The following is a 20,356-nucleotide window of genomic DNA, read 5'->3' on the forward strand; positions in this document are numbered from 1 at the left end:
TAATATGGTTTTTATTGGAAAATAAACTACCATATAGCTAACATACCATACTAGTAGCGTATAAGCAACTAGTACGCAAACGATTTAAACGTATTCATGAATGGCAAACTTAATCTCAGGTTAAGCAAGGATATTTAACTTATGGTAGGGTGTCATCGGTACGTCTACCACTTAGCGGTGGATAGCTAAAATAGAAGTTGTATTTATTAAAAATAAATCTCCTCTAATCTCTGTGAACCCTTCAGTCCTAAACAAAACAACTCGATGATATTCTCTGAAATTGAGATAAGCTCTTATTTTATAAATAGGAAGAAAGGTAGGTTAAAGTAATGTTAACCACCGTGATTGCACGGCTGAAAAATGATAATCATTGGCTCGCTTTACACTGCTAGTTTGAAAGCCATGATCAGGAAAGTGAACCAGTATATCTGCTAAGTCATCCAGATTGTCATATAGGATCCCTGAAAGACCTTGTTGAATGATTTCTGGAGCACCATAGGGTTTATTCCAAGCTATAGGAGGTGTTCCTTGCGACAACGCTTCAAGTAGCGTATTTCCCAATCCTTCCCCAAAGGACGTAGACACGTAAGCCTTGTACTGATAGTAGGGAATGTCTTTTGATAACACATGTCCCATCAAACGAATATAAGGCTTGTCTTGAATCATTTTTTCGAGTTCTAAATGCTCTGCTCCTTCGCCGTAAATATCTAGGGTGATGGAATCATCTTTGTCATGGGCGCGACTTACTTGGTCAATCAAAGCTGTTAGATTTTTTTCAGGAGCCAATCGACTTGCTGTTATAAAACCCTTTCGTTCGGTATAATAAGCTTTTGGATGAATGTTTGGGCTGCTACTCATTTGAGCGACGTAGATACGATCCATCTCAATATCGTTCTGTTTAAGCGAGAGAGACAAGGCTTCTTTTTGCGCATTTGTATTAACCACAAAACCGGTTACCTTATTTGACAAATAAGGTAGTAATGAGTATCCTGGATTCCATATGCTGTCTACCATGTGCTCACTCATAATATTGATATAGCTTTTGATGTTTTTTTGGCTTGCAACCGAAAAGAAAAACGCAGGCGCAACCTCCTCGACACGATCAAAAAAGACAACATCACTACTTTTAAAACCGATTAAATTATAAAAATGAACTAATAAATCTTGGTGCGTTTTATAGTAGTGCCCTTGATAATCATAGGCTGTATTGTTGTATTGAAAGTACTGGATGAGGATTTTCTGACCAAAATCATCATAGAAAATCCGTTGCGTCAACTCACTAAAACCACCTATAACTTCATAAATTTCTTTATAAAAAAGAGTGTCTTCATAAAAGAAGCGATGAGCTTCAATGTCATTAATGATTTTCCAGTCATCACGCGTCACCTTACGCGGAGGCCGGTTTGTTAAATAATGAAACAAATCAATATAGTCGCCACTGAGACCTAGTTCTTCATAATAATCATGAATGGATTTATTTTGGGTAAGATCTGTAAAAATCATCATGGTTTTAAAACCAGCGTCTTGAAACATGGTTAAGCGATATCTCTCAGACACTTCGATACCAGATGGAATGGCTCCGAGTTTTTCATTGACAATATAGACGGTCATAAGGTCACCTTTAACTTTAGAATGTTGATATTTATTGTATCAAATTAAGTCAAAAGTGTTGAGCGGGGTGCACTAAAGTAGCTGATATACCAATCAACAGTCAAATATAGGGCGTTTTGAGGCTTTTGAGAACTTGTTTTAGGCCATTTTGCCATAACAAGTGCTATTTGGATGATAGGCTGTTAGGTTAACCATAAGACATCATCTGTTGATTTAGAAAAAGTTATGACATTCATTCTCTTGTAACGTTAACGTGTGTGTTATAATTGGATGGCAATAGAAACAAAAAATGAGACAAAGGAGCAATTAACAGTGACTATATCTGTAGTGAAAGTGGGGAAAGACAAATCGGAATTTGATTGGTTTGTGGAAAACCATCCTCACGGCAATTTGTTGCAAACGAGTCTTTGGGGACAAGTGAAAAGCAACTGGGCATCAGAACAGATCGTTTTTTATCGCGACCAAGAATTGGTGGCTTGCGCTTCTATTCTTATCAAAACAGTTATGAAGCATGTCAGGGTCGCTTATGTCCCTCGAGGTCCAGTCGTTGACTATGGCAATCCAGAGTTAGTCCTTTCTGTTTTTAAAGCTTTAAAAGCCTACGCACGAAGAGAGAAATTCTTATTATTGAAATGTGACCCTCAGGTTCTTTTTGATCGAAGTGATGCCAAAGAAGTTAGTGATCGTCAGGATTTGATTGGTCGTATGGAAAAGATGGGCTTTGTGTGGTCAGGATTGACGACTGAGCTGAAAGATACTGCTCAACCTCGTTTTCAGGCCAATAAATATTTAAACGATGATGCTATCAATGACTATCAAAAGCATGCCAAACGCTTGATTAAAAAGGCCAGTAAAAAAGGTGTTGAGATTGTTAAAGGTCAGGAAGATGAGGTTAAATCCTTCTCAGAATTAGTCCTGTTAACAGAACAGCGTAAGCAAATTCGGTTAAGAAACTATGACTATTTTCAAAAGCTAAAGGATGTTTACGGTGATAGGGCGGAATTTTACTTTGCCAAGATTGACATCGAAAAGCAACTCGCCAAACAAAAGGAGCGCTTGACGCAGTTAGAAAAAGCCATACACGATACACCAGAACATCAGAAAAATCGACTAAAAGACCTCAAGCAACAGGAAGTTTCTGTGAAAAATCAAGTTGATGAATTAGCTGATCTGTCTGAGACAAATCCTAATCAATTAATCATGGCAGGAGTGCTAGGCATTCGCTTTGGCTCTGGCATCGAACTACTCTATGCCAGCATGGACGAACGCTTTAAACATTACTATCCACAGTACCTTTTAGATGCTGAAATTTTCAGACGATGTCATCAAGAAGGCTTGCAGTGGGCAAACATGGGTGGCGTTGAGGGAAACCTTGAAGGAGGACTAGCAACCTTTAAGTTATCCTTTAAACCAGTCATTGAGGAGTACATCGGTGAATTCAACTTGGCCCTTAATAAACCACTCTATCAATTGGCGAACCGTCTTTACAGGATTTATAAGAAAAAATAATCATTTGATTGGATAGCACAAGCCAAAGCTAGAAACTTCTATCATTGTGTTCAATCGCATTCATGATAGTCACAAATACCTTCAAAGAAGATGATTGTCAAAAAAATGAGACATGTAGCATACGCTGACTAGTCCAAAAAGAGCTGACATAAGATTTTTAGATTGAAGAAAGAGTCTATTTGGGACAATTTCTTCAATCTTTTTGATTTTGTTGTAAAAAGAAAAACTCTCAGAAAGATCACTGCCGTAACCTTTCTGAGAGCCTGTCCTGTTGTCACTCAAGTCTCATATTATCAATTTTTAGCTATCTAGTTAGTTTGTCAAAGGGCAGTGTTCGCTAATCAAATATCGTACGTGTAAGCAAAAACATTAGGCCATCTTTTTTACGATTACAATAACTTAAGAATTTGATTTTCGATATGATTTAAATCATCTTCAATATTATGGGGCTCAATATTGAAAACATGGATTTGACAGTAGTACGCTAATAAAGGGCTAAGAATGGCTCTGACGATTTCCAATCTAGTGAGAGCATTCCCTTTTCCTAAGCATTCGAAAATGTGGTTAACTGCCTCATTTTCAGATTCTAGAACATTTTTGAAGACAGATACCATTTCAGGATTGATCAACAATTCTTGTAGGATAATGTTCACAACTTTATAATTATGATCAATAAAGTGAAAGCGATCTTGAACAAAAAAATGGATTAATTCTTCTTTAGTTGAATAGGTAGATAATTGCTCTAGGAATGGAGAGCTGATGGTGTAGGTCATCAACCTAACGATATAGATTAAAATAGCTTCCTTAGTGTCAAAATACTTGTAAATAGTCGCTTGGCTGACATTAGCATGTTGTGCTAGTTGAGCAGTAGACGTCCCATGGAATCCTTGAGAGGCAAATAATTGAATAGCAGATAAAATAACCTTTTTTTGACCATTCGGTATCTTTTGAGTATGGATATACTGTTCGATTGAAAAAATAATATTATCTGTCATTCTAAACTCCTTTCAAAAATTATATCATACTTTTCGGTAACGTTTTAAACCTATAATGTTAGCAGCGGTTAAAAGTATGAGAAATAAACAAAGAACCAGGATATTAGGGTAAATAGTTGACAGTTCTTTTCCATGCATGATGATGTTTGTTAGGGCATCTCCTGCATAGTAAAGAGGCAATACCTTACCAATGGTTTGTGCCCATTCTGCCATATTTTCCAACGGGATAATACCAGAAAAGAATAATTGAGGCATGACTATTAGTGGTATGAATTGCATCATTTGAAATTCAGATTTTGCTAGTGTTGACATTAGAATGCCAAAAGATAGGGCAACTAGAGCTAAAACAAAATTGATTACAATGACATTAGCAATATGGCCAACGACTTGAATATCTAGTAGCCAAATAGTTGATAATACGATAACAATAGTCTGAATAATAGCGATAATACCATAGGAAAGCATGTAACCAAAGACAATATCACTGCGTTTGACCGGAGTAGCAAGCAGACGGTCAAGTGTACCTGAAGTACGCTCTTTTAAGAGTGCCATACCAGAAATTAGAAAAACAAAGAAAAACACCATGAACCCCATAAGTATCGGAATCATTTTTGCGAAAAAACCAGTATCTTGATCACCATAATGATAGGATTCCTTAATTTTTTTAGATTGGTTTGAAACTAATCTTTTGGGGGTGGGATTTTCAGCTGTCATTTTTGCTAACGTCTCTGAAAGACCTTTCATTTTACTAACATTAAGTGCTGTGTTAAAGGCTTGTTTAGTTAATGCAGTTTTTGAAGAATCAGTGTTAGCATAGCGGATTTTGTAGGAAGTATCTTCTTCTGAAATATAAGCGTCAATGTCATTATTTTGAATGTCTTTGCTAGCCGTTTTCACGGTATCGTAGGGGACAACTTTGACATGTTTGATATGATTGAGATTGGTTGCTAGGTTATCTTCAAGTTTTATTGTCCCAATAGTAATATGAGTGTTGTTGCTAGCTGAGAAGATAACATTCATCAAGAACATGATTAAGATTGGAGCAATAAACATCATGGCAAGTGTTCTTTTGTCTCGAAAAAGTTCTTTTAGAACCTTTTGGGTTATGGCAACAATTCTCATATTTTTTCTCCTTCGGCTTTCAAAAACACTTCTTCAATGGTATTAACGTGAAATTGATTCTTCAAATTAGAGGGGGTATCAAAGGCAATGATATTCCCGTGTAATAATAATGCTACTTTATTGGTTAATTCAGCTTCATCCATGACATGCGTAGTGATAAAAATAGTGCGTCCCTCATTTTTAATGCTAGTTAATTCTTTCCAAATCTTACGTCTTAATGAAGGATCAATACCAACGGTTGGCTCATCTAAAATAAGTAGTTCTGGATTACCTAATAAAGCGATTGCTAACGATAATCTTCGTTTCATACCTCCGGAGTAGCCAGATACGAGCTTGTTGAGATGATTGTCTAACTCGACAACTTTTGCAACGTGCTCAATTTGAGTTGGCAACAAGGATTTAGAAACCCCCTTCATTTTTCCAAAAAAATTAAGATTCTCTATCCCTGTTAAGGAGTCATAGAGGGCATCTGATTGTGCCATATAACCGATTTTATTTAATATTTCTCGATTAGGCATAGTCGTTTTCAAGATAAGGGCTGAACCACCGTCAGCTTTTTCCATACCAAGCATTGTTTTGATCATTGTTGACTTACCAGCCCCCGAAGGTCCAATTAGACCGATAATTTCACCTTTTGTAACAGCAAGATCAATATGGTTCAAAACGATCTGTGAGGAAAAGGCTTTTTGCAAATTTGTTAATTCAATAATTTTAGTCATTATGAATAGCTCCTCTAAAAAAAGTAGTGAGTAATCACTCACCTAAGGAGATATTATAGTTAGTGATTACTCACTTGTCAATAGTTGTTTGTTATTTTTTTTTACTCGTGGTGCTAGCTAACGACACGCCAATCAAAAAGCCATTAGCAATTGAGTGCTAAGGACTTTGTTTTCTATCATTTGTCGAATATTGAAAAGACAATGTGGTTGTTCTAGGGAAATGGATGTTAATGGTATTTCACGGCCTGTTTTATCTGTTTAACTGATAAGAAAAATAGAATTTCTAGAAAATCTCTAAACTATCATACACCAAGGATCAAGCGCATAAACGATTAAGAAAAAACACTTTATGAATTTTGTACAGAAAAGTGTTGCTTGTTCAATACTTGATATCAGTACAATGGACTTAGAGACCTATCCTGTGACGTTTAAAGAACAAAAAGAAGTTAGCAAAGAAATTAATGACCTTGTAAAATCTCTTTTGAAAAGAGTTGACGAATCTATTATTAATCTTCAATGGTTATATGATTTTATTTTTCAAGAAAAATGACACTCAAAAAAGCCCTATACTAAAGGCTTGCTTCAAATATTGCATTATGCTCCCTACATATAGTTTGCATATTATATAGGGGCGTAAATAGTTGATTTATTAGGATTGTAACGTTTTGAATTTTAAAAAATATTTGAAAATAAAGAGAAATTCATGAAATGAAAACGGTTCCAACGTAATAGTTAATTTGATATAATGAGGTTAGAAAGATTAGTGGTTGCAAAATTTCATTTGTCTCTATGGTTTATTTTTTGGTCGTAGTCTTAGTTAAAGGATAGGACTAGTATATTCTATATTATCTATTTTTTACTTACAACGAAAGGGCAAATATGGAAAAGTATAGAGAATTGTATAAAGTTCGCGTTATTAAAATAATACAGTTGTTTCTAGTAATATCTAATGTTTTTTTATTCACAAGACATTTTGACACATTACTGGTTATATTGCCTCTTCTAATATGTCTTATCCTAGAATCCATCATTCCAGAAGGCTACGGATGGGGGTTAGCTGCAAAAAAAAATGTGTATTTTAAGTCCATTTCTCCAGCTAAAGAAAATATCATTTTTATGATATTGGTTATTATATTATCGGCATTAGTAGGTTTTTTTGCATTATACTGATAATAAAGGAATGGCTGTAATCAATTAAGAAAGAATAACTGTGTTGTGTCAATGAGAAATGACGACATAAAATTGATGTCACTATTCTAAAATGTTATTGAACCTAGACGTAAACTTTAGTATACTATAAGTATAGTAATCCAATTCGCCATTCGCGTTTTACTATCATATGATACGTTTGTATCAGAGGAATAATGATGAGCCTTTAGAACTTCTTCATGAATGGCAAAAAATCACAATACCTTGTGTTTTTTTGCTGTGCATGAAAGAGGTTCTTTTTGTATCACAAGGTATAAAAACGGAGGCATAAATGAAAGCGATAATTGGTGTTTTAAAACAAAAAAGATTGTTATTATTATATTATATAGTACTAGGTATTGTCATTAATTCACTTAATCTTGTCTCAATTTCCTATTTTCAGGTAATCATTGATACCTATCCTAAGGGATTGCTTAGCTGGGGAAATATAATAAGATACAGTTTACTATTAATTGTTCCGACAATACTTGCTTATTTAGATAATTATCCTCATCAACAGTTATTTGAAGGATTATATTTAGATTTCAAACTCTTATCAATTGATAAGATTAGTCGAATTGATTATAGTAACTACCAAAAATATGGCGTTGGACAGTTAATACAGAAAATCGAAGAAGGTGCTCTTGCACTTCGAAACACGATTACTAGCTTCTGGTTAACACTCATTCGAGAACTCGTTCCCAATGTCCTTTTAAGTCTATATTTAATTTATAATTTTGAAAAGAGACTTCTATTTTATATTTTGATAGGATATGTTTTTATTGCCCTAACCACAACATTGTTATTGAAAAAATTATACGCCATTAAAGAGCATATTCTTATTAACCAAGAATTATTTAATAAAAGGTTAGTAAGAGGGCTTATGGAAATGGTTTTGTTTAGACTAAATAACAGATATACTTCCGAAAGTAGGACATTATCAAAAAGTGCACGTTCAATTACTAATGCAAGAACTAAATTAACAATGGTTCATGAATTATTCTTTGCTATTTTTGGTTTAATCATTAATTTTCTAAAGATAGTGGTACTTGCTTATGCAGTATTTGAAGCTAAATTATCTGTAGGATCTATTGTTGCCATTGTAACCTTACTTGGGAAAGCTTACGAGCCAATAGCCATTTTCAATGTTATTTATGTTGATTATAAACTTAACCAATTAGCCATTCAAAGATATCTTGATTTTTTAAATGGTAAAGATGATTCTCACCTTTATAATGGCAAATGTTACGAGTTGAAAAATGATGACATTAGAATAACTGACCTAACCTTTTCTTATAACAAAACATTTCATTTATTTAAAGAGTTTAATTTAACCATAAAAAAGAATAGCACAACAGCTTTTGTAGGGGCAAGCGGAAGTGGAAAATCAACACTAATAAAAATAATACTTGGTCTGATTAAACCTGATAACGGTGAGATTTTTTTAGGGGATGTGACATTGAGTGAGTTGAGATTGGAACACTTGTACAAACAGATTAGCTATTTACCTCAAGAGTCAACAATATTTGAGGGAACATTAAGAGAAAATATTGTACTTGACAAAGAAATAAGCGATGAAGATATCATTAATGTATTGAAAAAAGTAGAGTTACTAGACTTTTATACAAACTTAGAGCTAGGTCTCGATACAGAACTTGGAGAGAAAGGTATTATTGTGTCTGGTGGTGAAAGACAAAGAATAGCCTTAGCAAGACTGTATTTTGATAAGGCAGAGCTGATAATTCTAGATGAAGCAACTTCGGCGCTAGATAATATTACTGAACAAAAAATAATGTATAAATTATTAAGAGAATTTAAAAATAAGACAGTCATTATTATTGCTCATAGACTTGAAAGTATTAAAGGGGTTGATAGAATTATAGTTTTCAAAAAAGGAAAAGTTTGTGAGAGTGGTCATTTTCAAGAGTTATTGAATTTAAGAGGAGATTTTTACAAGTTATACAAATCTAATGTAAACTAAATCATCATTGATAGGATAAACGATGAGACAAATCTTCTCGAAACAAGCAAAAAAGCCTTTCATCAAAGGCTTTTTTCTGTATAGTCAGATGTCCCTTACTTGTAGCTGTTATACAATATGGGAACATAAATAGTTGATTTTCTAGGCTTTTAAAGTTTTAAATCTATTAAATGAGCCAGATTTTTTATGTTTCGCAACACATAAAATGTTATAAATTGGGCTATTATTAATCCCTCTTACAAATTGAAAAGTAAAATTTAGAGATTTTACTACGCAATGAAAAGGCAACACTTTTCTGTACAATTTTTATAAAGTGTTTTTTCTTAAGCGATCACTCGCCTAGCCATGGGGGTTTGATAGTTGAGACTGCTGTGAATGCGCTGATGATTCCACCAGTGGACGTAGTCCTTGGTTTTAAGATTTAGTTCTTCAAGCGAATGAAAGATTTCTTGATTAATAAACTCAACTTTGAAGGAACGATAAGTACTTTCAGCCACGGCATTGTCATAAGGACAGCCTGCTTGACTAAGTGAACGGGTGATACCGAATGCTCCTAACACCTCATCAATCAGCTGATTATCAAACTCCTTACCACGATCAGAATGGAAAAGATTGACCTTGGTTAGGGCATAAGGGATACTCTGAATCGCTTGCTTTACGAGCTCTGCAGTCTTCTGCCAACCGACTGACAGACCAATGATTTCACGATTATAGAGGTCTATTATTAAGCAAACATAGGCCCAGCGCTTACCAACACGGACATAAGTCAAGTCTGTTACAATCGCTTCAAGTGGCCTTTTTCGATTGAATTGTCTAGCTAAGCGATTTGGAATGGGTGCTTCATTTTTCCCTTTAGAATGCGACTTGAAGGTAGTCTGCTGGTAAACAGATACGAGATTCCATCGCTTCATGATCCGACGAATGCGACGACGAGACAAGAGGATTCCTCCTGTTTCCAGACATTTCTTGATCTTTCGAGCACCATATCTAGATTTGCTCTCAAGGAAAATCTGCTTAACTTTTTCTTCAAGCTCTGTTTCCGATACTGGCTCTATGGCTTTGTAGTAATAGCTGGAACGAGGGAGGTTCAACCAACGACACAAGGCTGAAATACTGTATTTATCCTTGTTAGCAGTGATTATTTGCCTTTTTGTGCCATAATCACTGCCGCTTGCTTTAGGATGTCTAGCTGCATTTCGAGTTCTTTATTGCGTTTTCTAAGGGCTATGAGCTCCCGTTGGTCATCTGTTAGATTATCAACCGATTTGAAGGAACCAGTTGTTTTGGCTTGTCTCACCCATTTGTCAAAGGTTGAGGGGGTTAAATCATATTCTTTGATGATTTCGCTACGTTTCATACCTGCATTGTGAAGGTCAACGATTTGTTGTTTAAAGTTATCTGTGAATTGACGACGTACTCTTCTAGACATAAATTTCTCCTGTTTTTGATTACTATAGGACACTTTATAAATTCTGTCTAGTTTAGTGTAACCGATTCACAAATATTAACAAACTAGGTAATACGATTAGAAACATTTAGGCGATATATCTTGCATATTAATAAATGATTGATTTGAGTAGAATAACTATCAGCATCATATTTATCGTATGATATAATTGACATAGAGAAACTGCTATTATCAATTGTCAAGTGGAATAGAGCTGAATGATGTAACGTGGGGCTACTATATTGAAAAAGAAAATATATATCATAGAAGACGATAAATCAATTAATCGAGGAATTGAATTGACTCTTGGAAAAGAAAAATATGATTTTGTAAACTTCTATAACTTATCTGAAATTCAAGATATAAATAGCGCTGATCTTATCATATTAGATATCAATCTTCCGGACGGTAACGGTTTAGATTTTTTAAAAGAGTATCGAAAAACATCAAGTAAACCAGTTTTAATTTTAACAGCAAATGATACGGAAATAGTAGAAGTAGAAGGACTTGAATCAGGGGCAGATGATTATGTCACTAAACCATTTTCACTTATGGTATTAAGATTGCGAATTGAAAAACTTTTAGCACGAAATAAAGAAGTAGTCTCATATAATGATCATGGATTATCTCTTGATTTCAATTCTTTTGAATTTAGATGTAATGAATCTGAGTTAGAATTAAGTAAAACGGAGATTCGTCTGCTAAAGTACTTAGTTGAAAACGAGAATACCATACTTTCTAGGGAGAAATTAATTGATCATGTGTGGCAGAATCAATTGTATGTAGATGAAAATGCTCTTTCTGTAACAATTAAAAGATTGAGAGATAAAATTGAAACAAGCGAAACTAAGTTAATTCATACGGTTTACGGTATTGGATATGTTTTTAAAGTGGGGTGAAACATGTTCAGAAAAAACGAATTTACAATATTAAATGAAATGTTGGATTCTGCGATAAAAGGTGAGTTTCGAGAAGAAACGTTTAATGAGACTGAGCTATCAAAATTTCAAACCAAATTTATGCGGTACCTTAGTAGTTCCGTAATGTCTGAAAAAAATATAAGAGAAGAAAAAGAGAGGCTTAAAGAACTAATTACAGACATATCACATCAAATCAAAACTCCCTTAACAAACATAAAAATGTATTCTCAATTGCTATCAGAGGTTTCAAAAGATGATGTTATAAAAGATTATGTTAACGAAATTTCTCTACATAGTAAGAAGTTAGAGGATCTCATAAATGCTTTAACTAAAATGTCTAGACTTGAAGTTGGAATATTTCATTATAAAGAAGAAGAGGTCTTACTTTCTGAAATTGTTAATAAAGTCGCTGAACAAGGACATCCTAAAGCTCTTTGTAAGAATATAGTGATTGATAGTGTCATATCGGGGGACACGATTATTAATGCTGATAAAAAATGGGTGTCAGAGGCTGTCTATAATATTTTAGATAATGCTATTAAGTATTCCGAAGAAGATACTAGGATACGTATAAGTATTTTTTGTTTTGAAATGTTTTGTGGTATAAGTATTTCTGATAGAGGTCCGGGAATATCTGAAGATGAAATACCAAGGATATTTAACCGGTTTTATAGAGGTTGTTATTCGGATGAAAGTGATGGAATTGGGGTTGGTTTATTCCTTGCACGTCAGATAATTGAAGATCATGGTGGCTATATAAGAGTTAAATCAAAGGTTGGAATAGGTAGCACTTTTGATATTTGCTTCCCAATACTTTCAAAAGTGAAAGAATGACGAAAGAATTTGGAAAGAATGAAGAATTATACTAAGTATAGATAGAAATACTTAGTATTTTTTTAACCTTGGAGGTAAAAATATGGAAGTGTTAAAAGTAACAGCATTAAAAAAATATTATAAGCAATCGGATATTGTCGTAAAAGCAATTGATGGGGTAGACATGACTGTATCACATGGGGAATTCGTAGCTATTGTAGGTTCCAGTGGTAGTGGTAAGTCAACATTACTTAATATGCTTGGAGGATTGGATAGACCATCTGAAGGTAATGTGATTGTAGATGGAAAAGAAATTTTTTCATTAAAAGATGAAGAATTAACTATTTTTAGAAGAAGAAAAATTGGTTTTATATTTCAAGCATATAATCTGGTACCTGTACTTAATGTTTACGAAAATATAATACTCCCTATTGAACTAGACGGGAATGTAGTTGATGAAGAGTACATAAATTCAATCATTACTTCACTAGGACTAAAGGGAAAAATAAATAGCATGCCAAATCAACTATCAGGTGGTCAGCAACAAAGAGTGGCCATTGCAAGGGCAATTGCTACTAAACCTTCTATAATCTTAGCTGATGAACCTACAGGAAATTTAGATTCAAAAACAAGTCAGGATGTTATTGGTCTTCTAAAAGTAACAGGTGAAAAATACAATCAAACTGTCGTTATGATAACTCATAATGAAGAGATAGCTCAAATGGCAGACCGGATTATAAGAATTGAAGATGGCAGAATTGTCCCTAAAGGCGGGTGGTCTTGATGCATAAAGTAGATAGTCGCAATTGGCTTTTCACTCTTTGTAGAAAAAACATGAAAGCCAATAAATTAAGAAATCTTATTCTAACAATTGCTATTTCATTAACTGCGTTTATGATGACTAGCGTTTTTACTGTTGCAGGTAGTATGATAAAAGGTATGGAAAAGTCTGCCATGTATCAGGTAGGAACAGATTCTCATGCAGGATTTAAATACTTAACTAAAGAACAATTTAATAAGCTCTCAAAAGATGATCAAATAAATCGTCTAAGCTATAATGTAATTGTTGGTCAACCAATAAATGAAGAATTACGAGAAGATTATACTGAAATCAGGTATACCGAAACTGATAATGCAAAACATTCATTTGCTCTCCCCACAATTGGCAAGCTACCCAAAAAATATAACGAGATTGCTACTAGTACCAATGTTATTGATAACTTTGGCATTCCACGAAAAGTAGGTCAGAAAATCCACTTAACCATTTACAATGGGATTAACACTTATGAAGGTGATTTTATTATTAGTGGTATGTGGGAAAAACCTACGGCTACACTTACTAATCAAATATTTGTTTCTAAAAAATTTCAAGAAGACTTTTCACCTATTTGGCAAAATGAATCTGAAAAAAGTCAATTTATGGGTGAAAATTCCTATGCAGGGTCGATTAATCCTATTTTTAATTTTCGTAACTCTATTAATATTAATAAACAAGTTAATGATTTAAAATCTCGATTAGGTTTTGGAAAAGAAGTTAATGAAGGAGTAAATTGGGCATATTCTGCATCATCTATTGACTCGACAAGTATAGCGATAGTAGGTTTCTTACTTGGTGTTATTTTCATTTCAGGATATTTAATTATTAGTAATATTTTCAATATTTCAGTTACTGCAGATATTCAGTATTTTGGTCTTTTAAAAACTATTGGTACAACAAATAAACAACTTAAAAAGCTTGTTATAGGACAAGCCATTATGATGAGTATCTTTGCTATCCCAATCGGTTTGCTCTTTGGCTATCTTGCTTCATTGGTAATCATTCCATTCATAATTAACAATATGGTAAGCATTCCATTTAACATGGAATTCAATATATGGTTTTTTGTCATAAGTGCCGTTTTTTCATGGCTCACAGTTCGAGTGAGTTGTTTAAGACCTTGTAAAATTGTAAGTAGAATATCTCCGATTGAGGCTATCCGATATACATCCACTGCAAATACAAATAATAGAACATTTCGCAAAAAATATAAAGTTTCTCCAGTAATGATGGCATGGCAAAATTTAGGACGTCATAAAATGAAGTCTCTTTTCGTTGTGTTTTCGATGGCTTTAAGTATTATAATGCTTAATATTACTGGTACCTTGGTAGCAAGTTTTGATGAAAATCTTTATGTTAAGAGTTTTGCAAATTCAGATTTTACAATTGCAGATGCCTCATTGTTTAACAAACAGTCGAATGAATTAAATTATGAAGGGGTAAGTCAAACTGATATTGATTATTTCAAAAAATTGACAGGAATAGAAGAAATTGGAGCAATTGCCATGTCTCTATCTGTTCATAAGGTTGAAGGAATGCCATTAAAAAGGGTTAGGTCATTTTATAAAATGATAAAAGATGATATTGATCCTGAGGACTCTAAAGATCTTAAAAATGAAATTTCAAAAAATCATAATATTTATAGCAGTATATTTGGATTAGATCAAATGATTTATAAAAATTTAGAAATGAAATCTGGAGTTGTTGACTGGGAAAAGTTTAATAGTGGAAACTATGTAGTTATTTCAACTCCTATGAAGGGTTCTAAAGATGATAGCAAGTATTCATTTTATAAAGTTGGTGATTCAATTAGTGTTAAGTTGCCTGATGGAAGTAATAAGACCTATGAGGTAATGGGTATTGGCTGTCTTCCTTATGCTATGGGGCCAGGTTTTTCACGTTCAATGGATATGAATATCATGTTACCTCTTTCTGAATATACTTCATATTCAACTAGCAACAAAGTAATGAAGGTTTTTATCGATGTAGATAAAGCTCATATTAAGAATATAGAAAAACGATTGTTAGATTATTGCGAAAAGGAAAAACCACTCCTTGATTTAGAATCACGTAGTGCCTATAAAGAAGGATTCAAACACATGAAACAAATGTTCATATTTATTGGGGGATCTCTTAGTTTTATAGTTGCTCTGATTGGAATATTAAACTTTATCAATTTAACATATATGACAATCAATGAAAGACGAGATGAGCTGAATACACTGCATGCTATTGGAATGACATATAAACAAATTAAAACAATGCTTTATGCAGAGGGAATTATCAGAATTGTTCTCACATATGTTACTGTATTACTTTTTGGAATTGGCTTAACGTATAAAATTGTCAATATGATAGCTGGTCAAATGATTATGTTTAAATACCAGTTTGTAACATGGCCAATTTTAGTAACATTACCATTATCTATATCAATAGTTTTCATAATTCCAAATATATTCAAATGGAAGAGAATATAGCAATTGCTTAATGACTATATAGAATTACGTATAAAACGTTTTTTAAAAACATTAATAATATTTTGGGGACAAATCCATCTCAAGGCACACGAAAAGCCCTATTTCTAGGGCTTTTTTCTGTATAGCTTAATTTTACAAATTGGGAAGTTAAAATTCTATATTACCGAGATTCAACTTGAAAATATAACCCAATAATTGTTAAGCTTAAAAATAATATCCAAAGAATATTACTATTAAATACGTAAATTATAGAGAAGATACTAGTTCCAATCGGAATGCTGATCATAACTAAGAATGAAATAAATGATGATACTTGAGCAAGCATATTATCAGGAACATTTGTCATTAGAGTTGCACTGAACTTAGGGTTAAATTTTCCTACTAAAAAACAGTTAAAAGAAAAGACAAAAAGTACAAAAATAAATGGAAACTTCAAAAATAGAGAAATTGCTATTAATGCAAAACTATATAGTTCTAATACTAGTATTTTTTTTAAAGGTAATCTTGAGAAAAAATCTTTAGGAAATAGACTTCCTAAAATATTTCCTAAAATCATTGTAGTGTTCAGAATTAATAACGTTTGTCCGTAAGAGAAGTTATGCCATTTATTCTCTAGAAAGTATAGATTAAAAATGGGGATGATTGCAGATCCTAGTATATTTGAAATCATTACAGTCGTTATTAATTTGATAAATTGACTGTCAGATTTAGTTGAAAAAATTCCTTTACTCGCGTTATACATTTCTAAGAAATTTTTTGAAAAATTGAATTTTGCTATTTTTTCTTTATTAGTTATCAATAACGATTTAATAGATACTAAAATAATTGATGACATCAAAAAGGAAGAAGCATTTATTATGGCAACAAAACCAAAGTTTTTGTTTGAAATTTCAAGTAACCAAATACCAAAGGTTTGTCCACCTATTCCACAAATGAAGGAAATAATATGTCGAATCGAGTAAGCAGACATTAGTTCAGATTGAGGGATATGATGCTTAAATATCGGCATTGAAACCCCAGACAATAGATTAGAGATACAATCAGAAACAATGTTGATAAGACAAATTACAGAAAATACTAAATATGATTTCTGAGTGGTTAAATAGGCAATTATAATAAATAATATGGACTGAGAGATTCCTCCCCCAATCAACCATTTGGCTCTGTTTTTAACTCTATCAGCACATTGTCCTATTAATAGTTGAAACAATACTGGGATCATCAATATAATGTTAGCTATGCTTACAAGAGTTTTTGAATGATATGTAGAGGCAACATAAATGATAAAAACAATGTTATATATTGAAGAGCCAAATTGATTTAAAAAGGTAGATATAGAAGTATATCTGAAAAATCTGTTATTTATCAGTAGATTCATTAATAACCCCAATATAGTCATTAAATACTTGAATAAATTGTTCTTTTTCAACGAGTTTATACTCAACATAAAAACTAGTGTTTAATAACAATTTTTCAGCATAAAATAAATAGTCGTCTTTATTGTTTAAATATATTTTTTGAATATAAGCAAAAAAATTAATCTATGATATGTTTGAATTCATTGTAGTAATAAGTTGAAATGTCATCATAGCCTAAATCTTTAAAGATGTTGATTCCCTTTTTAATTAAAGAGATTCCTTTGTTTTTATCAAATTTTGTTAGATAATAACCATTGGCAATCATAAAAACAATTTTTAGATAAGCATCTCGAGTTTGGGAGAAATTTTGTTCTATTGTCTCAATTAATATTGAAGCATCTTCTAGTCTATTCTTTTCGGCACTATAGAAGATACCATTTATTAGTATTGTCTGAATAAGAGTACTATTATAAGGAAGTCTTTTATAAAAATCAGAGCGATGTAGCATTTCTTGACAATATTTTAAAAATGCGTTTGGCTCAAAGAGATGAATAGTTTCTGAGAAAAGCGTTAATTCATAATTTGCCCAATTTACCATCGAAAAGAGATAATTCTTTAGATATTCAATCAAATCATCGGAAATGAAATAATTATTATTCACGGATTTGATTCTAGCTTTAATTAATATATTGTTTAGTTTATGATATTGTTCTCGGCCATCAATTTTAATTTTATCTAGTTCTTTTTCCGCTAATTTTTCTAACTCAATTTCATTATATGGATTGTAGAAGTGATGAACGTTTTTTTGTAGTGTAGAAAAGTCTGTTGGTTTGTATTCTCGAACTAATAAGTTATATTCTTCAATATCCAAATAAATATTATCTAAACAAGTAAAAAGTTTTTGAGCAGACATCTCAGATTGACCACTTTCAAAACGAGAAAGCATAGATTCTGAAAACTCTTCTCCAGTTGCTTCACTCAAAGTTATTCCTCTTGATTTTCTCATACTTTTAAATGCCTCTCCCATTTTACTTAGCATATCTTCCTCCTATTACTTTTATTTATTCTTATTAATATTATTATTTCAAATATTTTTTGAAACTATTTACATTATTTAAAATAATTTTTCTTCAGCTCTCTGTATTTATGGAGTATACTCGTAGTGCTAGTTACTTTCCAAATACACAAAAAAGCCCTATACTAAAGGCTTTTTTTCAAATATTGTACTTTGCCCCCTACAGGGCTCGAACCTGTGACCCATGGATTAAGAGTCCACTGCTCTACCAACTGAGCTAAGGAGGCGTAAAGAAAAAGCTGTATTGGTACCGATGATTCACGGCTTGTATTGAACCCGCGCAATAAAGCAGGTGGGCGACTTGTTCTTGGCTTTAGTTGCTTCCGCGTGAAACGGCTTGCATACTGTCAAGAAACGTTTGTCTCCCGAAAATACAAAGAATTAGTCGGTCAACACTTAGATGTGAATTCGTATACCACAGCCATATTTCTATTAATTATGATACCACTTTTTTTAAAAATTTCAAGAGAAAATCTCAATTTTTGGAAGCGGTTGCTGTGAGGTTATTGAGAAAGCTTGTCAATTCGCTGTTTATTAGCAGAGAGAGCCCGTTCGTATTTACCTGTTTCATTGGCGTCAAAATAATTTGCCTGCTTCAACTTATCGGGTAGGTATTGTTGCTTGACCCATTTTTCTGGATAAGCATGTGGGTATTTATAGTCTTGGGCATTGCCTAATTCCTGACTACCAGCGTAATGACCATCTCGCAAATGTCTTGGGATGGGAAGATTTCCTGAACGTCGTAAGTCTTTTAAAGCAGCATCCATAGCAAGGTATGCTGAATTGGATTTTGGTGATAAGGCTAGATCGATGACTACATTGGCTATTAAGATTCTGGCCTCGGGGAAACCAATCTTTTGTGCTGCTTCTAAAGCGGTTACGGTGTGGATCTGGGCTTCAGGATTGGCCAAGCCAATATCCTCATAGGCGATAACGGTTAATCGTCGCGCTAAACTTGGCAAGTCTCCAGCTTCCACAAGGCGCGCGGCATAGTGGAGGCTAGCATTGACATCAGAGCCACGGATAGACTTTTGCAGGGCTGAGAGGACATCGTAGTGACCATCTCCATCTTTATCCATGGTAATATAGCTGCGCTGTAAACTGTTTTCAACCGTGTTTAGCGTGATGTGGCGACTACCGTCAGCGTCTTCTTGTGTGGACATAACAGCTAGGTCGAGGGAATTGTAGGCAGAGCGCAGATCTCCATTGGTTGCTGTAGCGATAAAGTCTAAGGCTGCGCTGTCCAAATGCACATCGAAAGCGAAGCCCCGCTCCTTGTCTGAGATGGCCGTTTGGATAGCTAGCTTGATGTCATCATTATCCAAAGGCTCCAGCTCAAAAATCTGAACACGGGAGCGGATAGCGGGGGTAACAGAGAAAAAAGGGTTCTCCGTTGTGGCACCAATCATGATGATATTGCCATTTTCCAAAAGTGGCAGGAGAAAGTCTTGCTTAGTCTTATCAAGGCGATGAATCTCGTCTAGCAGCAGTACCAGTCCACCAGAAAACTTGGCTTCTTCAGCGATTTCTTGCAGGCGTTTTTTAGTGTCAACCGTAGCATTAAACGTCCGAAAAGCATACTGGGTGGTTCCAGCGATGGCACTGGCGATGGAGGTTTTCCCAATTCCGGGAGGGCCATAGAGGATCATGGAAGAGAGCATGTTGGCTTCAACCATGCGGCGGATAATTTTTCCCTCCCCCACCAAATGCTCCTGCCCAATGACTTCTGAGATATTGCGTGGTCGCATGCGCAGGGCTAAATTATCAGGCATTACTATCCTCCTCCAAAGTGTAAGTGAAAATCAAGTCATCCACATAGTTTCCATTGATGAGGTAGGTTTCTTTGAGGCAAGCTTCTTGGGTAAAGCCTAATTCCTTATAGAATTGCACAGCTTGATGATTGGTGCTAAGAACATGGATGATAGCCTTACGATAGTTTTCGGCTATCGCTTCTTTAAAGAAGTCGTCAATCAAAGCTTGTCCAACGCCCTCTCGACGTTCCTCAGGATCAACGGCAATGCCAAAAGTCACTACATGTTTGCCAGATTCAAAAGGATAAAAGGCATGGAAATCCAGAACACCTAGGACAAGACCATCCTTGTCTTCAGCGATTAGATATTTAGTATTGTTTTCATATTTTTCAATGACCTTGTTAGGGTCAGAGATGGGTAAGGGAGCAGGCGTTGTTTCTGCTGTCCAGACCTTATTTTCCAGTGAGACAATGTCCTCAATATCGTCCAAGGTCATGTAACGAATGTTCATTTTTATACTTTCCTTCGGTTAAATTATGTTAGAATTATTATACTATAAATAATGAGACGAGA

Annotated in this window: 16 protein-coding genes, 1 tRNA gene and 1 other RNA gene; 7 read left to right on the forward strand and 11 right to left on the reverse strand. The window is 33.9% G+C overall.

Going from position 1 to position 20,356, the window contains the following annotated elements:
* Positions 1-321 precede the first annotated feature (321 nt).
* Positions 322-1,611: a glycosyltransferase gene (locus A2G56_RS07835; protein ID WP_062711148.1), complete on the reverse strand. Its 1,290-nt coding sequence runs from the start codon at positions 1,609-1,611 to the stop codon at positions 322-324.
* Positions 1,612-1,881: 270 nt separating this feature from the next.
* On the opposite strand from A2G56_RS07835, the gene A2G56_RS07840 reads away from it, so the two are divergent.
* Positions 1,882-3,120, forward strand: a complete 1,239-nt coding sequence (locus tag A2G56_RS07840; RefSeq protein WP_237334404.1) for a peptidoglycan bridge formation glycyltransferase FemA/FemB family protein — start codon at positions 1,882-1,884, stop codon at positions 3,118-3,120.
* A gap of 389 nt (positions 3,121-3,509) precedes the next feature.
* Here A2G56_RS07840 and A2G56_RS07845 read toward each other — a convergent pair whose 3' ends face one another.
* From A2G56_RS07845 to A2G56_RS07855, 3 genes are read right to left on the reverse strand one after another with little or no spacing between them, the layout of a single operon-like run.
* The gene (locus A2G56_RS07845) at positions 3,510-4,115 is read right to left on the reverse strand and encodes a TetR/AcrR family transcriptional regulator (RefSeq protein WP_062711153.1); all 606 of its coding nucleotides are present in this window, start codon (positions 4,113-4,115) and stop codon (positions 3,510-3,512) included.
* A 24-nt stretch (positions 4,116-4,139) separates the two neighbouring features.
* Positions 4,140-5,237 (reverse strand): ABC transporter permease, encoded by a 1,098-nt coding sequence (locus tag A2G56_RS07850; protein WP_062711154.1) that lies wholly within the window; start codon positions 5,235-5,237, stop codon positions 4,140-4,142.
* The gene (locus A2G56_RS07855) at positions 5,234-5,956 is read right to left on the reverse strand and encodes an ABC transporter ATP-binding protein (RefSeq protein WP_062711156.1); all 723 of its coding nucleotides are present in this window, start codon (positions 5,954-5,956) and stop codon (positions 5,234-5,236) included. Before A2G56_RS07855 ends, A2G56_RS07850 begins: the two co-directional genes overlap by 4 nt.
* A gap of 349 nt (positions 5,957-6,305) precedes the next feature.
* On the opposite strand from A2G56_RS07855, the gene A2G56_RS07860 reads away from it, so the two are divergent.
* A complete protein-coding gene (locus tag A2G56_RS07860) occupies positions 6,306-6,506 on the forward strand; it encodes a hypothetical protein (protein ID WP_062711158.1) in 201 nt (66 codons plus the stop codon).
* 930 nt (positions 6,507-7,436) lie between these two features.
* A complete protein-coding gene (locus tag A2G56_RS07870; RefSeq protein ID WP_062711164.1) occupies positions 7,437-9,125 on the forward strand; it encodes an ABC transporter ATP-binding protein in 1,689 nt (562 codons plus the stop codon).
* A gap of 323 nt (positions 9,126-9,448) precedes the next feature.
* Here A2G56_RS07870 and A2G56_RS07875 read toward each other — a convergent pair.
* A protein-coding gene (locus A2G56_RS07875) for an IS3 family transposase (RefSeq protein WP_099091480.1) occupies positions 9,449-10,554 on the reverse strand; the annotation gives its coding sequence in 2 pieces (ribosomal slippage) (positions 9,449-10,278 and positions 10,278-10,554; 1,107 coding nt in all).
* A 260-nt stretch (positions 10,555-10,814) separates the two neighbouring features.
* On the opposite strand from A2G56_RS07875, the gene A2G56_RS07885 reads away from it, so the two are divergent.
* The 4 genes from A2G56_RS07885 to A2G56_RS07900 all read left to right on the forward strand — a co-directional run bounded on the left by A2G56_RS07885 (position 10,815) and on the right by A2G56_RS07900 (position 15,599).
* Entirely contained in the window at positions 10,815-11,471 is a 657-nt protein-coding gene (locus A2G56_RS07885) for a response regulator transcription factor (RefSeq protein ID WP_062711170.1), read from the forward strand.
* 144 nt (positions 11,472-11,615) lie between these two features.
* Positions 11,616-12,326 (forward strand): sensor histidine kinase, encoded by a 711-nt coding sequence (locus tag A2G56_RS07890; protein WP_172793796.1) that lies wholly within the window; start codon positions 11,616-11,618, stop codon positions 12,324-12,326.
* Positions 12,327-12,408: 82 nt separating this feature from the next.
* Positions 12,409-13,089, forward strand: coding sequence for an ABC transporter ATP-binding protein (locus A2G56_RS07895; protein ID WP_062711176.1), 681 nt, complete (start codon positions 12,409-12,411; stop codon positions 13,087-13,089).
* Positions 13,089-15,599 (forward strand): ABC transporter permease, encoded by a 2,511-nt coding sequence (locus A2G56_RS07900; RefSeq protein WP_062711179.1) that lies wholly within the window; start codon positions 13,089-13,091, stop codon positions 15,597-15,599. The genes A2G56_RS07895 and A2G56_RS07900 overlap by 1 nt, the downstream gene beginning before the upstream one ends.
* A 160-nt stretch (positions 15,600-15,759) precedes the next feature.
* Here the strand turns inward: A2G56_RS07900 and A2G56_RS07905 are convergent, their stop codons facing one another.
* From A2G56_RS07905 to A2G56_RS07930, 6 genes are all read right to left on the reverse strand, one after another.
* Positions 15,760-16,998, reverse strand: a complete 1,239-nt coding sequence (locus A2G56_RS07905) for an MFS transporter (RefSeq protein WP_335339156.1) — start codon at positions 16,996-16,998, stop codon at positions 15,760-15,762.
* Between the two features lie 137 nt (positions 16,999-17,135).
* Positions 17,136-17,996 (reverse strand): Rgg/GadR/MutR family transcriptional regulator, encoded by an 861-nt coding sequence (locus A2G56_RS07910; RefSeq protein WP_062711185.1) that lies wholly within the window; start codon positions 17,994-17,996, stop codon positions 17,136-17,138.
* A 190-nt stretch (positions 17,997-18,186) separates the two neighbouring features.
* A tRNA-Lys gene (locus A2G56_RS07915) sits at positions 18,187-18,259 on the reverse strand.
* 5 nt (positions 18,260-18,264) lie between these two features.
* Positions 18,265-18,459: non-coding RNA, 6S RNA (ssrS, locus tag A2G56_RS07920), on the reverse strand.
* Between the two features lie 76 nt (positions 18,460-18,535).
* The gene (locus A2G56_RS07925; RefSeq protein WP_062711188.1) at positions 18,536-19,804 is read right to left on the reverse strand and encodes a replication-associated recombination protein A; all 1,269 of its coding nucleotides are present in this window, start codon (positions 19,802-19,804) and stop codon (positions 18,536-18,538) included.
* Complete coding sequence (locus tag A2G56_RS07930; RefSeq protein ID WP_062711190.1) at positions 19,797-20,294, reverse strand: GNAT family N-acetyltransferase; 498 nt, start codon at positions 20,292-20,294, stop codon at positions 19,797-19,799. The genes A2G56_RS07925 and A2G56_RS07930 overlap by 8 nt, the downstream gene beginning before the upstream one ends.
* Positions 20,295-20,356: the final 62 nt, after the last annotated feature.

It is taken from the genome of Streptococcus halotolerans (genome assembly GCF_001598035.1).
In the GTDB taxonomy this organism is placed as follows: domain Bacteria; phylum Bacillota; class Bacilli; order Lactobacillales; family Streptococcaceae; genus Streptococcus; species Streptococcus halotolerans.

Excerpts from the sequence above, each read along its gene's own strand:
- A2G56_RS07835 (WP_062711148.1), bottom strand. The coding sequence starts at position 1,611 with ATGACCGTCTATATTGTCAATGAAAAACTCGGAGCCATTCCATCTGGT.
- A2G56_RS07840 (WP_237334404.1), top strand. The coding sequence starts at position 1,882 with ATGGCAATAGAAACAAAAAATGAGACAAAGGAGCAATTAACAGTGACT.
- A2G56_RS07845 (WP_062711153.1), bottom strand. The coding sequence starts at position 4,115 with ATGACAGATAATATTATTTTTTCAATCGAACAGTATATCCATACTCAA.
- A2G56_RS07850 (WP_062711154.1), bottom strand. The coding sequence starts at position 5,237 with ATGAGAATTGTTGCCATAACCCAAAAGGTTCTAAAAGAACTTTTTCGA.
- A2G56_RS07855 (WP_062711156.1), bottom strand. The coding sequence starts at position 5,956 with ATGACTAAAATTATTGAATTAACAAATTTGCAAAAAGCCTTTTCCTCA.
- A2G56_RS07860 (WP_062711158.1), top strand. The coding sequence starts at position 6,306 with ATGAATTTTGTACAGAAAAGTGTTGCTTGTTCAATACTTGATATCAGT.
- A2G56_RS07870 (WP_062711164.1), top strand. The coding sequence starts at position 7,437 with ATGAAAGCGATAATTGGTGTTTTAAAACAAAAAAGATTGTTATTATTA.
- A2G56_RS07890 (WP_172793796.1), top strand. The coding sequence starts at position 11,616 with ATGTCTGAAAAAAATATAAGAGAAGAAAAAGAGAGGCTTAAAGAACTA.
- A2G56_RS07895 (WP_062711176.1), top strand. The coding sequence starts at position 12,409 with ATGGAAGTGTTAAAAGTAACAGCATTAAAAAAATATTATAAGCAATCG.
- A2G56_RS07900 (WP_062711179.1), top strand. The coding sequence starts at position 13,089 with ATGCATAAAGTAGATAGTCGCAATTGGCTTTTCACTCTTTGTAGAAAA.
- A2G56_RS07905 (WP_335339156.1), bottom strand. The coding sequence starts at position 16,998 with ATGACTATATTGGGGTTATTAATGAATCTACTGATAAATAACAGATTT.
- A2G56_RS07910 (WP_062711185.1), bottom strand. The coding sequence starts at position 17,996 with ATGCTAAGTAAAATGGGAGAGGCATTTAAAAGTATGAGAAAATCAAGA.
- A2G56_RS07925 (WP_062711188.1), bottom strand. The coding sequence starts at position 19,804 with ATGCCTGATAATTTAGCCCTGCGCATGCGACCACGCAATATCTCAGAA.
- A2G56_RS07930 (WP_062711190.1), bottom strand. The coding sequence starts at position 20,294 with ATGAACATTCGTTACATGACCTTGGACGATATTGAGGACATTGTCTCA.